We start from the raw sequence: 13242 nt of genomic DNA, 5'->3' as shown, positions 1-13242 counted from the left end.
CGTACAGCAGGTTTATGCAGATGAGGTTTGAGACAAACCCTAGTAAACCAGCATCCCATCATGAGAGCGCGGCATAATCTGAACCTCGGCATTATTGGTCTTATGCCGATGTCGGAATAAGACCCACTGGACGGGAGCCTCGGGGGGCAGGTCCGTGAACACGTAGTGCAAAGAGGAGCAGACGGACAGTGCTCCCGAGCTTGAAAACCAAGAACGACGTAATGCCTGCGTCATGGCCTGCTTCCCAGATTGAGCCTGCAATTCTCGCACTTGCAGCTAAGGTCCGGAATCCGGCCCTTAGCAGATATTTATGGTGTACATAACTCAACTAGAGGATTTTCTTGAAGCTGACATTGGTTCAATGTCGGGCATTCTACTCAAATCAAGATCAATTGTCCGGAGCTTCGTGCCACTCTCTGATCGTTCGGGTAAGATTTGGCAATGCGAAGACGCACACGAATTGGACTGTTCCGTTGATCGTGTCTGTAATCGCGGAAGCACCGGCGTTGTTACCTATCAGGTTTCGATGCCGATACCGGCTAGGCGGGATAACACTTGTAGCGCGCAAATACCTATCGTATCAAATGGCGGATGACGCGCGCATGGTGCCGGAACCTTTAAATGCATCTTCTGGGCGCGGCAATGATATCAGAGTTCGGCCTGTAACCAGTGGTGGTCAATCATTAGTTTTGGCGCTGGAGGCGTTAATTCAGGTGGTCAGCTTGCGATGAACAGTGGTCGCGTTTGTGCCGCTTGGACTGGCGGCTAATAGAACTTCGTAAAATGAGGAATAAAATCATGTACAAACAATTTCGCTTCGGCGTTGCCGCGGGAATGATCGCCGCCACAATATCGACTTTTGGCGCGCCGGTCATGGCCAGTGAACGGACATCACAACAGCGATTGGGTTCCGGGCCAGATATCTACAGAGTGGAGGTCCGTAATTTACATCGTCTCGAAGTGTTGGAGGCTGGCGATTCCGATGGTGTGGGCGAATTGCATGAAATGACCGTCGAACTGCAGGCTTATGATCAGGAAGCCAGGGATCAGTATGATAGACTAAAGTTCTCGGGCACCGAGCTCTATTCGATCAATGAGGGCGGTATTGTCGGCGGTACGCGATATTTCCCTATCCGGGTCGGTCAACATGTTTTCACCTCAAACGATCGAAGACAGAATGACACCACTCAAATGTGGATTCATGTTAATACAGGTGCTGAACCCACAGCGTATGACACTGTTGGTCGCGTATCGCTTTCTATCACAGCACAAGAACTGGATTGCACGGGGCAACGGGTATGCAACCGCAGGAGCAATGGAAAAGTTACCATAAATTTCAAAATCCCCGAATTTACGACCCGGCCATCGAACCGCTGTGGTCCAGACAACACATTTCGGTTGGAACCATTGGACGGAGAGATTCAGATTAGCGGCCTGTCGAATTCAACCGTCTTCTCCGGCACATACAGTGAGAGCTGGTATCTAGGGGTTGACCATAAAGCGGGCGGTCCGAGGCTTATTCCATTCAACGCTGAAATCTGTATCGCAAGCACGATTAGGCCATAGGCGAACCGACTAAATACGAGGGAAATCAGATGGCTAAACACGTCAGAGAAGCAATTTTTGCCAGCGCAATCGCGCTCGGGGTTTTTGTTCAGCAAGCAAATGCAGAAGCGCCGTTGACAAACACCCCGATCTCATTTGCGGATGCGACCGGCAAAACAGCAACGATGATCGAAATTGACCCTTGCCCGTTTGTGTCCGATGAAACCATCATTGCATCCGTACGAACGGACTTCGAAATCACCCGCCGGGAGGTATCGAACACGGCCTGCCGGTGGTCCTACAATGCAGGTTTTTCGATCGACATCACCCTCGAAGATGTGACAAGCGCAACGCCTGTTTCGGAGCGTCGGCTCAACATTGACGTTGATCCGGTATTGGTGCCACAAGATGGTCCTGGTACCAATGCAGCGGTGCTAAACGATACCGCGTGGGACACACCGTTGCCATATGCTTATAGTTTTGAAGTGGGCGGTAAGCTGGTATTTATGCAGTATCTCGGCTTCAAGACTAACGCCCTCATAATGCGTCCCGCGGCCGATGAAATCGCGCGCCGCATGGACAGTGTAGCTGATATTCAGCACCAAAGGCGCGAGCTGTCTGTGCCGTTCGAAGCGTGCAAAATTTGGGCTCGAGATGATCTCAGAACAGCATTCAATGTTGGCGATCAAGCAATTGTGGAACCGGGCGCACGAGGTAGTTCAACATGCACGTGGAACATGTTTGAAGATGGCGTTTCAGGGCAGCGAACGGTGACGTTCAATATCTACAAACCGCAACTTGGCGAGAAGCAAGAATATGAATATGACAGCTACGTGCCGTATTCTACAGATGGGGAAACCCATTATTTAAGACAGGCACCTTCGGATTTTGGTATGTATATTCATATCATCACAGCCCGCCCGGCAGGAGTGGTTCACATAACCGTATCGGATCCCAATCAGGACCCAACCTTCGTAGCCAAAACTCTCCAGCAAAACTTGTTAAGCCGGATGGCTCCATAAGTTGGTTTGGGAGATGATATGCTGATCGGTGGTTCCGGCTCTGACATATTCGAGTTCGCGGTTGGAGATGGGAGCGCTTCGTATAGTTTTCAGTAGAAATACCGATAACTCAGCGGATATTTGCAGTTTATCAAGAACGATGTCGCCAAATCTTAGCCATAGATTATTTTTCTCTTAGTTATCATAGGGCTCGTTGCGGATCTCTGGTTCATCGCAGCGTCTTCCTCGTCCGACAGAGCGCCATTCGAGGCGCACGGCCGGAGGCTGAACATGAACCTCAAATCCGTACAGCATCTTGCCATAAACAGTCATTCGAGCAGATAGGGCTAAATATGCAAGCCTAGCTCATTCATCAATGTCCGCTTTCGCTCTTATAATCCATCAAGTTTGCGCTTGCAGCGAACGGCCGCAATCCGCCCTACCAAGACATTGCAACCCATTCTGAGAGTGGTCATTTTGCCTGATCCGATCATGTCAGCTTTGCTGATAGTGAGCTTGAATACGGGATAGGCGAATGCATGTGCGCGACTTTGCAGATGCAAATGCCTAAAGCATACAAGACTCAGGTGCCGTGCTGAGGTTTCTGCCTGCGCCATTCAGAAAACCCGGCGACCTTTCACCTCAATGACAGGGTCTGGACTCATTTACCGGTGGTTTGGGCCGAAGCAGATTTTATCTGCTGCTACGTTGCGGCATGGGCCTCCAGTTTGTCGAAAAAGTCGCGCAGGATCGCGTCGCGGTTGACATGGCCGACATAGCGCATGGGGTGGCGGCCCTCGGCTTTCAGCCATGTCATGTCGTCGCCCATAACAGGTGCAGGCATGATTTCGCTGGGGGCCCAGTCCGCGTTGAGAAGCCAGCCAATGGCCGCCATGTCCCAGATTTCCTTGGACCATCCCTTATGGTCGGTGCTGTATTCCTTGAACCGCTGAGCCAGAAACGCACCGATTTCACCATGAGGTTCGACGTATTTTTCAATTTCGGGGACATTGCTGCGTAAATGGGATGTGACGCCGGAAGCCGGAACATAGATCACCGGAACCCCGCTATCGAGCAAGACCTGTGCGCCACCGACATCTTGTCGAAGATTAAATGAGGCAAGCTGGTTAAAGCTTTTGGGCCAATGCGGCGCATTTCCTCCCAGCCAGACGACGACGATGGACTCCGCGATTTCGGGTGCCAACAAAAGCGCAGAAGCGATGTTGCTGATCGCACCGATTGCAACCACGTAAAGCGGGTCCTCTGTGCTTGATGCACGCGCCAAACCGATCAAATGGTCGACTGCTTCGGCATGACGGGCCTTTTTTTCAGGACCGACAAATTCCGTCACCCCACGAAAAGCGAAACCGTCAGATGCGTGGCCCATACGCGTCAGAACGCGCAGGATTTCTTCATAGCTCAACTCCATGCCCTGCCCGGGGCCATCTGAGCGTCCGTTGTGGAAGGGGCAAGCATAAATCGCCTGAACGTCCAGTCGCTCTGGTGAAAGCAGCGCCTGGACCACCGCAAACTGATCATCGATTTCATTATATGTGTCCGTATCCAGCACCATGCGAACCTTGCCCGTTGGTGATTGGAGAAGGTCCAGTCTTTGCGCGTCACTCAGGGCCATCGATTTACACTCCTTGATGCTTGTTAAGAGGCCTGTTTGGCCCAAAATTCACTACGCTCAGTTACTCCGGCGCGATCCGCGCACCGTCTGACGGTGAAAACAGGTGGATGTGTGCTGCATCGGCGCGCACGCGTACGCTCGCACCTGGTGTCAGATTGAGCATACCATTCACACTGGCGACGATTTCCTGTCCGGCGCAATCCAGCATGAGAAACGTCAGCGCGCCGGTTGGTTCGACCTGGTTTACGGTCAGCGGAATTCCGGTCGCGTCATCGGTCAAAATCAAATGCTCGGGGCGAATGCCCAGCTCGACCTCCCTGCCAGGTGAAATCGCATAGGTCTCAGGCAGTGCAATTGTGCCAAGGTTGCCAATCTGCGCGCCAAGTCCTCCGGCCTGTTGTTCGCAGATAGTGGCCTTCAGCATGTTCATGGGCGGCGATCCAATGAAACCGGCCACAAAGCGGTTGGCCGGTGTTTCGTAAAGTTCCAGTGGCGTGCCAATCTGCTCGATCCGGCCTGCGTTCAGCACCACAATCCGGTCAGCCAATGTCATCGCCTCGATTTGATCATGGGTGACGTAGACAGAGGTTGTTCCCACGTTCTGATGCAGGTTCTTGATCTCAGCGCGCATCTGCACGCGCAGTTTGGCATCAAGGTTGGAGAGCGGTTCATCAAACAGGAAGACCGCCGGATCGCGAACAATTGCGCGGCCCATCGCAACCCGCTGACGTTGCCCGCCGGACAGCTGAGAGGGTCGCCGGCTCATATAGTCTTCAATATCCAGCAGCTTTGCTGCCTTGGACACGCGCTGTTTGATCTCGTCCTTGTTCATGCGCGACAGGCGCAAATTGAGAGAGATGTTCTGCTCGACGGTCATGTGGGGATAGAGCGCATAGTTCTGGAACACCATCGCGATGTTGCGCTGTTTGGGATCCAGCCCATTGACCACCCTGCCGCCGATTTCAATCTCGCCGGCTGTGATGTGTTCCAGACCTGCAATCATGCGCAGCAATGTAGATTTGCCGCAGCCCGACGGGCCGACAAGCGCCACAAATTCTCCCTCGGCGATATCCAGATCAACCCCGTAGATAACCTGCGTTGATCCATAGGATTTGCGAATATTGGTAAGGGTTACTCGGCTCATTGCGCGTTCGCCTGGCTTGGGTCTGTGTGATGATCGGCTGCAGGTTTCATTCTTTGCTCCCACTGGATGCGACCGAAGCGGTGTAGAACCGTTGCAATGCGCTCAGCACCACCATCGGAACCAGCGCGATGAAGAGGGCAGCCGCGAACAGCAGACCGAAGTTCTGGTCGTAGATGTTGGACAGTTGCGCCATCGCCACAGCGGCCAATTTGTATTCCGGATTTGGCGCAATCAGCAGAGGCCAGAGATAGGCCTGCCATTGAAAGACAAACAGAATAAGCGCCGCGCTCACCAACGCCGGGCCCGACAGCGGAACGTAGATCCTTGCAAAGATCCCGAACCAGCCCATCCCGTCGACAAACGCGGCTTCACGCAGTTCCTTGGGAATCCCCAGGAAAAACTGCCGCAACAAAAAGACCGCCAGCCCATTGCCGATGCCTGGCAGAATAAGGCCGGTATAGGTGTTCTGCAGGCCAAGGCCGCGCATGATGTTAAACAGTGGCACGGCGATGGCATCAAACGGGATCAGGAAACTGACCACCATGATAATGAACACGGCATTGCGAAACGGAAAGTCGATAACGGCAAGCGCAAAAGCTGCTGTGGCACACACCACCAGGCCAACAATCACGGTTACCAATGTCACGTAAATGGAGTTGAATATGGCCACACGGAACGCGCCATTCCATAACTCGACCAAATGTTCAAAGGTGAGCTCCTGCGGCCAGAGAGTCCACGGGCTGATGGGCGACAAGAACTTGAAAACTTCGTCAGATGGCCGGATGCCGCTGACCGCCACCCACCACAGCGGCAGGAAAAACAGAAGAGCGATTGCAACAATCAGCGCAAAGCGCAGGACGCGGGCATAACTCATCGATCCGTATCCTCTGGCGCACTCATCATGCGGAACTGAAAAATCACCACCAGCAGCACGACAGATACCAGGATGACCGTGGCCGCTGCTGCGCTGGCCGGATCACCAGAGACAAAAGCCAGCGTATAAATTTCGTTCATGATGAGATTGGTGGAGCCCTGCGGGCCGCCCTGGGTCAGAATCTGAACCGGCGCGAAAACCAGAAAATTGGCAACGGTGTTCGCGACCAGCACAAAGGTCAGCGGTCGGCGCAACTGGGGAAGCGTGACATACCAGAATTGCTGGAAGCGGTTGGCGCCATCAATCTTGATGGCCTCATACAGCGATTTGGGAACATCCTGAAGACCCGCCAGCAGGAACATCATCCAGTAGCCAACGCCAATCCAGCTGACGATAATCATGATCGAGGCAAGTGATTGATCCGGCGAGGTGAGAAAGCGTTGTTCTTCAAAACCCAGCGCAACGAGGACCGCATTCAACGGTCCATCCGGGCGCATCGCAACCCCCCAGACAACAGCCGATACGCTTTGTGGAATGGCGACAGGTAGCAGAATGAGCGTTCGCCAGAAACCAATGAGCGGAATGGCAGCGTTCACCAGCAGGGCCAATGCAAGGGCTATGGCGATCTGAAGTGGATTGACGATCAACGAATAGATCAGGGTCACGACCAGACTGTTCTGGAACGACGGGTCGGTCAGAATAAAGAAGTAGTTTTCCAGGCTGTAGGTGACGGCTCGCGGGGCCAGCAAAGAATCATTAACGGCGCTGACTGCTGGCCACAAACGCAGCAGAATGACGGCCAGAAGCGCTGGACCGAGAAAGAGTATCGCGGCAAAAAGCCTGCTACGCGCGTTCATCACTGCCTGCTATTTCTTGCGCCTGTCAGGCGGAGTTGCAAAATGAAAAGCGCGGTCAAAACTCCCGGGGTCTGAACTCAATCGGGGATTAAATCAAGTCCAGACCCTGGTGTGCTTTGACCGCGCGAGACAGGTTTCAGATCGTTTTAGAGACGGCTGAGCGCACGGCTGATCTGCGTCTCAGCCTCACTGAGTGCCTCTTCAACATTTGCACCATTACGAATATCGCTGAAAGTGCGATTCATGATGGTCTCAAAGGCCACAAAGCCAATGGTTCTGGGACGGCCAACAGCCGTTTCTTCAAGCTCATGGGAGATGATTTCATCAACCGGTCCTATGGTCTCCACCATGGCAGCAAGGTCAGCGATATAGCGTTTACGAGCCTCGGCATTGGTCGGCGGAAATGGTGCCTTGGAAATGCTCAGATAGGAGCCATCGCCGGTCAGCGTGATAAACTCAGCAAACGTTTGAGCAGCTTCCTTGTTGGCTGCGCTTGGATTAATCCCCAGCGCCCAGGCGCCTGTGGGTGTCACCTTGGAGCCGCCTTCAAAGTAGGGATGCGGTGCAACGCCAAAGTTCAATCCGTCCGTTCCGGTAAAGCCGCCCAATACCCAGGGGCCACCGACCAGAAAGGCAAGCTCGCCATTGGTAAACAGCGCATTGGTCTGGTTTGGCGCAATGCCGCGTGGTGCAATGCCATTTTCAAAAATGTCCTGGTACCATTGTGCCGTTGAAATCCAGCCGTCATTGGTCACATCCGGCTCCAGCAAACCATCGCCGGTAAGGCCTGGTCCCGCGCCATTTGATTCAAACAGCGGTTGCAATTGATAGTAACGATCAACCTGCTGAACGATTACGCCCCACTCTGCGCCACCTTCTTGCGCCGCTTTCGCTTTTTCAAGCAGTTGCGCCCATGTCAGCCTGTCTTCCGGTGCGCCAGAAGGCAATTCGACACCAGCCTTGTTGAGGAGATCGCGGTTGAAGAAGAGCAACTGCGTGGAGGACCACATCGGATAAGCGAAGATCTCGCCCTCGTGGCTGACCTGCTCGATATCCACCGGGTTTGGAACAGCTGCCTCGATAGCCGCACGGCGATCTTCAAGTGACGCGAGATGTCCGCGCGCAGCCGATGCTGGAACACGTGGCGTATCCGCTTCGAAGATATCAATGCTGGCGTCGCCTTGTCCGACACGGGACTCGATGGCTGCATTCAAATCATTGAACGGCACCTGTTGGTAGGCGATCGCGATGTCGGGGTGTGCTGCCTCAAAAGATTCAATAACGGGCGCGTACCATTCGGGCGAATTGGTTCCCAGAAAATTGACGGTTGTTTGCTGCGCAATCCCGGGAATGACAAGTAGAGATGACACTGCCATCGCCGCAGTCATCACTCCAAAGGATTTCTTCAGGCTGTACTTATTCATAGTGCTTTCCTCCCTTATTTTTAAGGCAGGGTAAGAGCCTTCTTTACAATTGTCAATTGCATTTGACTTTTGTTGGGGAGCGAACAGGGCCGGAAACTGTAGCGTGGCCATTCGTTCGGCCCATCGCTTTTCGCCACTCCGGCTGCCTCCTTCGTCAGGAACCTGCCAAACAACGAATGCCCAATCCACACCGGTCGGTTCAGGAAAAAGCTGCCCTTACGTCAGTTGCCAGTCATCCATTTTCATTCAAAGATTAAAGTGTTGCATTCCCTTGTTGAGCCCACCACCCTGCTGAGACATTGAAACCTATTTTCAGCGCGGTCGCCTTGCCAGCTGGATCGGTCTGCATTGGCAATGCGGTTTCCTGTTCCACAAGCCTCTTTCAGAGCCTCAGCCTGCCCTATGTCCACGCCGGTCTGATGGCCATTGCATAAAAGCCTGCCTTCCCATGATGGCGATTTCCACTGTCTCGGGCCATGCTTTCGGATTGATGGTTTTCCTGGCGTTTCTGATGGGCGTCGAGCGCTTTTCCGAACGATCCAAATTTGTGGCCATTACCTGCGCACTTCTGCTGTTGTTTGCCGGCTTATTAGCAGCTGGGCTGGTTGGGGATATCTTGCCGTAACCCGCAGCAAGAGTTTTTACCCTGATAACAGTCGGGTTAACCGATTGATTGATCGCCTGAAGCAAGAAACGGGTCGACCAGTTAAACCGGCCAAGTCTTATATCGTCCCTGATGTACAAACTTATTGGGGATCAAAATGTCATTCCAGATTCATGCTCTTGCCGGTCGCGACTTTGAAGATTTATTCGCGCTTTCAGACGCAGATCTGAAACATATCGGGGCTCTTCGGGTGACAGCAGACAGCAAGCCGGGATTTCCCTGCCGCGTCAGCCTTCAGGATGCAAACATTGGTGATGAGCTTATTCTGACAAATTTTAAGCACCTGCCGGAAAATTCTCCGTATCAGGCATCCCACGCCATTTATGTGCGCAAGGGCGCATGCCAAGCCAAACCTGACCGAAACGAAGTACCGCAATCGCTGTCTCTTCGCGTTCTTTCTGTGAGGGGATTTGGCAATGATCATCTCTTGAAAGAGGCTGATCTGGTGGACGGCAAAACCTTGGCTGCAAAACTCGATGCCCTGTTTGCCAACCCGGCGATTGATTACGCTCATATCCACAATGCCAAGCAAGGCTGCTTTGCGGCCAAGGCGACGCGTTAGGATCTCTCCTGCGTTGGCTAGTGCCGGAAGTGCCTGATACCAGTGAAGACCATGGCAAGGCCCGCGCCATCGGCGGCTTCAATGACTTCCTGATCGCGCATGGAGCCGCCGGGCTGAATGACCGCTGTTGCGCCGGCCTCGGCTGCTGTCAGCAAACCGTCAGCAAAGGGGAAAAACGCATCGGATGCAACAACGGAGCCATTTGTGAGCGCGTGTTTGATGCCCATGGCTTCAGCCGCGTCTTCCGATTTTCGAGCAGCAATACGGGTGGAATCCACACGGCTCATCTGGCCAGCGCCAATGCCTACCGTTGCCCTGTCCTTGGCGTAGACGATGGCATTGGATTTGACGTGTTTGGCAATTGTGAAGGCAAAGCGCAGATCAGCAAGTTCTTCCGGGGTCGGTGCCCGTTTGGTAACGACTTTCAAAGTCAGATCAGCGGCACAGACATTATCGCGGCTTTGCACCAGCAGGCCGCCCGACACTGATTTGATCATCTGACCAACGGCGCGCGGGTTGGAGAGACCACCGGTAGACAGGACGCGGATGTTTGGTTTGCGTGCCAGAACCGCTTTTGCGGCTTCGTCGATTTGCGGTGCAATGATGACTTCGGTAAAGACCTTCAAAATGTGCTCGGCCATCTCTGCCGTCAAAGTCTGGTTCAGCGCCACAATGCCGCCAAAGGCTGAAACAGGATCACAGGCAAGGGCTTTGCCATAGGCTTCAATCAGGGTGCTGCCAGTGGCCACGCCGCACGGATTGGCGTGTTTTATGATGGCGACAGCCGGTGTCTCCGCTGGGTCGAATTCGCTGACAAGTTCAAAGGCTGCATCGGTGTCATTGATGTTGTTGTAAGAGAGTTCCTTGCCCTGCAGGGTAACAGCGGTCGCAACGCCATTGCGGGTTTCATCGCTGAGATAGAATGCGGCCTTCTGATGCGGGTTTTCGCCATAGCGCAGAGACAAATGACGCGTGCCGCCAAAAGCGCGCTCGGTGCCCAGTTCATTCTCCAACTGACCTGCGAACCAGGTGCTGATGGCGGCATCGTAACGGGCGGTGCGGGCATAGGCCCGTGCGGCAAATGATTTGCGCGCATCAAGGGACAAGCCGCCCTGCTCCGCAATGGCCTTGCCAACCAGATCATAATCTGCGGCATCCGTGACAATAGTTACATAGCCATGATTCTTGGCCGCTGCCCGGATCATTGCGGGGCCGCCAATATCGATGTTCTCAACGCAATTTGCATAATCCGCACCAGAGGCAACGGTTTTTTCAAACGGGTACAGATTGACCACAACCAGATCGATGGGCGCAATTCCATGGTCTGCCATGGCGGCCTGGTGCTCAGGATCATCGCGCAGACCCAGCAAGGCACCGTGAATGGACGGGTGAAGGGTTTTGACCCGCCCATCCATGATTTCTGGAAAGCCGGTGACGGATGAGACATCGCGTACCGGTATACCGGCATCGGAAATCGCCTTGAACGTGCCGCCAGTGGAGATCAGTTCCACCCCGTTTTCATGAAGCGTCTTGGCATAGGGAATGAGATCGCTTTTGTCAGAGACAGACAGCAGGGCGGTTTTGACCGGAACAATATCCGGAAATGAGATCGCTTTGGCGATGGGCGCAGACATGGAGAGACTCGCGATGAAAGTTTGTGGAAAGTCCGACCTGCTTACTTGAGCGGATCGTCTTTGCCAACCTCTTCATCATCATCATCGGCATATTGCGGCGCTGTGGCGTAGTCTTTTTCGTCGACCCGCATGGCAACTTCCCGATCTGCCTCGGACAAGGGCCGGGAGCGCGCACTGCCGGACTGGACAAAGGACCAGGTGACCGAATTCATTTTGCTGGCATTGCCGTAGATCACAATCTGTTCGCTGCGCCGATGGCCGAAGGTTTCGGACATGTAGATGCTTTCTTCCAGCGCAAGTTCGATACCGGGCGTGGCCTCAAATTCCCAGGCATCGCCATTGGGCAATGACAGAAATACGCTTTCTCCATTGGATGTCGTACTGGCCGAGACGCCAGGGTGAATGTGGAAACGTATGGCGAATTCATCAAAACCCTCCATAGGCCGTCCGGACAATGTATCGACGCCAAACAGGCTTTTGCCGTCCTGCTCCAAAATCAATGTGCGTTCATGGACCAGTCCAAACAGCGCACCATAACCATCATGGCTCATGACCAGTTCATGGCCACGCTCGTTTTCGTAAATGCTGGACCGCACATCTTCGGGACCGGAGATGACCACCGGGCCAAGCCATTTTTCAGCGCTTGAATCGGTCAGGAACCGGGCCGAGGATGTGTCATTCAGGCCCAGCGTGCTGTGAGCTGCCGTCGAGCGGGTCATTTGGCGCCACTCGGACAGATGAGCAGACGGCGCACCGCAATTGGTAATGATCCGCTGCCGGTTACTGGAAAACTCAAACGACAGCGTGCCCGCATGGGCGGTATCGCTCAACCGCATGGGCGGTGCGGGTCCGGTGTCAGCAATAATAATCGCAGTGCCAGCTTCCATACGGCTGTAACCAGTGTATTTGGCCTGAAGTACGGGCTTTCCACGCGCATCATCATAGGCCAGCAGAGTGGCAATCAGATCAGACTTGGTGCCACCCATCCCGTTGAAATGGGCAAAAGCGCCATCGCCATGGCGGAAAAACCGCAGCATCGGCATCATCCGGTCAATAGCAGTCATGATGGCTTTGGTTGGCTCCAGACCACGCGCTGTAAACGCCTGCCGAAGCGGCAGAAGATCTGTCAGAATATCAATGATCACAGCTGGTGAGCGGCTGATATGGCCACCGTCGGGTAGAATCTGGGAATTCAGTTCTTCATCCAGACGCCGGGCGCTGGATCGGGAATAGCGTTTTTGACCAGACATCGACAGTGTCGCAGCGGCCAGCGCAATGGATGCTTTCAGCCGCCCGACACCAGGGGGCAAATCACCCACCATGCGGCGCAGATAACGGACCTGCCGGTTCAGTGATTTCAAAAACGTGGTGTAGAATTCATGATCACTGCCCTGCAGCACCAGCGGTGACTGAGCCAGCCAGGCCAGAATGCGGGTTGAGGTGACTTCATGATCCCAGGCAAGATCATCCCATCGTCCGTGAATTTCGATCCAGTCTTCCACCATTTCGCGCGCAACTTGTCGGGCTGCCGGATCGTCGGTCGCCTTGAGATGGCGCAGCCAGGAAAACCCGTGGATTTCACGGCCCCAGGCCGGTGTTGGCGGAATGACTTCAAACGGAGAGTAATCCGGTGCTTCCACAACTTCGCCAGCAAACACAAATGTGCCGTTGATCAGTTCTGTTGCAATGGTGGGATCAGCAGTGCGCACATCGGGCGGGGCAATCAGCAACCGTTCCGGCGCAGGACCGCCATAGCTCCAGCGGTAGGCCGGGCTGGAGTGGAAGCTGCGTTTGAGGGACTGGAACGCTGCACGAGCTACAACGCTGGACAGGCGAAACTTCCCGGCAAAAGCACCAGGTAATTTGATTTCCACCATTCTACGCGCGTCTGACAACGGCGAAAT

Annotated in this window: 11 protein-coding genes; 4 read left to right on the top strand and 7 right to left on the bottom strand. The window is 54.1% G+C overall.

What is annotated here, in order from left to right; translation table 11 throughout:
- Positions 1–798: 798 nt before the first annotated feature.
- Positions 799–1566: a hypothetical protein gene (locus RAL91_RS02685; RefSeq protein WP_306259478.1), complete on the top strand. Its 768-nt coding sequence runs from the start codon at positions 799–801 to the stop codon at positions 1564–1566.
- Between the two features lie 29 nt (positions 1567–1595).
- Positions 1596–2567: a hypothetical protein gene (locus RAL91_RS02680; protein ID WP_306259476.1), complete on the top strand. Its 972-nt coding sequence runs from the start codon at positions 1596–1598 to the stop codon at positions 2565–2567.
- A 682-nt stretch (positions 2568–3249) separates the two neighbouring features.
- On the opposite strand, the gene RAL91_RS02675 is transcribed toward RAL91_RS02680, so the two are convergent.
- The 5 genes from RAL91_RS02675 to RAL91_RS02655 all read right to left on the bottom strand — a co-directional run bounded on the left by RAL91_RS02675 (position 3250) and on the right by RAL91_RS02655 (position 8478).
- Positions 3250–4179: a nucleoside hydrolase gene (locus tag RAL91_RS02675; protein WP_306259474.1), complete on the bottom strand. Its 930-nt coding sequence runs from the start codon at positions 4177–4179 to the stop codon at positions 3250–3252.
- Between the two features lie 61 nt (positions 4180–4240).
- Entirely contained in the window at positions 4241–5323 is a 1083-nt protein-coding gene (locus tag RAL91_RS02670; RefSeq protein ID WP_306259472.1) for an ABC transporter ATP-binding protein, read from the bottom strand.
- Between the two features lie 46 nt (positions 5324–5369).
- Positions 5370–6197, bottom strand: coding sequence for a carbohydrate ABC transporter permease (locus tag RAL91_RS02665; RefSeq protein ID WP_306259469.1), 828 nt, complete (start codon positions 6195–6197; stop codon positions 5370–5372).
- Positions 6194–7054 carry a carbohydrate ABC transporter permease gene (locus RAL91_RS02660; RefSeq protein WP_306259467.1) on the bottom strand — a complete coding sequence of 287 codons (861 nt, stop codon included), beginning with the start codon at positions 7052–7054 and terminating at the stop codon, positions 6194–6196. The genes RAL91_RS02665 and RAL91_RS02660 overlap by 4 nt, the downstream gene beginning before the upstream one ends.
- Positions 7055–7200: 146 nt before the next feature.
- Positions 7201–8478, bottom strand: a complete 1278-nt coding sequence (locus tag RAL91_RS02655; RefSeq protein WP_306259466.1) for a sugar ABC transporter substrate-binding protein — start codon at positions 8476–8478, stop codon at positions 7201–7203.
- Positions 8479–8926: 448 nt separating this feature from the next.
- On the opposite strand from RAL91_RS02655, the gene RAL91_RS02650 reads away from it, so the two are divergent.
- Positions 8927–9103 carry a hypothetical protein gene (locus RAL91_RS02650; protein ID WP_306259464.1) on the top strand — a complete coding sequence of 59 codons (177 nt, stop codon included), beginning with the start codon at positions 8927–8929 and terminating at the stop codon, positions 9101–9103.
- A gap of 136 nt (positions 9104–9239) precedes the next feature.
- A complete protein-coding gene (locus tag RAL91_RS02645) occupies positions 9240–9704 on the top strand; it encodes a DUF1203 domain-containing protein (protein ID WP_306259462.1) in 465 nt (154 codons plus the stop codon).
- 17 nt (positions 9705–9721) lie between these two features.
- On the opposite strand, the gene purH is transcribed toward RAL91_RS02645, so the two are convergent.
- Positions 9722–11338 carry a bifunctional phosphoribosylaminoimidazolecarboxamide formyltransferase/IMP cyclohydrolase gene (gene purH / locus RAL91_RS02640; RefSeq protein WP_306259460.1) on the bottom strand — a complete coding sequence of 539 codons (1617 nt, stop codon included), beginning with the start codon at positions 11336–11338 and terminating at the stop codon, positions 9722–9724.
- Between the two features lie 41 nt (positions 11339–11379).
- The gene (locus RAL91_RS02635) at positions 11380–13215 is read right to left on the bottom strand and encodes a heparinase II/III family protein (protein WP_306259458.1); all 1836 of its coding nucleotides are present in this window, start codon (positions 13213–13215) and stop codon (positions 11380–11382) included.
- Between the last annotated feature and the right edge of the window lie 27 nt (positions 13216–13242).

It is taken from the genome of Pararhizobium sp. IMCC21322 (assembly GCF_030758295.1).
Lineage (GTDB): Bacteria > Pseudomonadota > Alphaproteobacteria > Rhizobiales.
The sequence above is the reverse complement of the archived record's forward strand: the minus strand, read 5'-3'. Positions and strand labels throughout refer to the sequence as shown.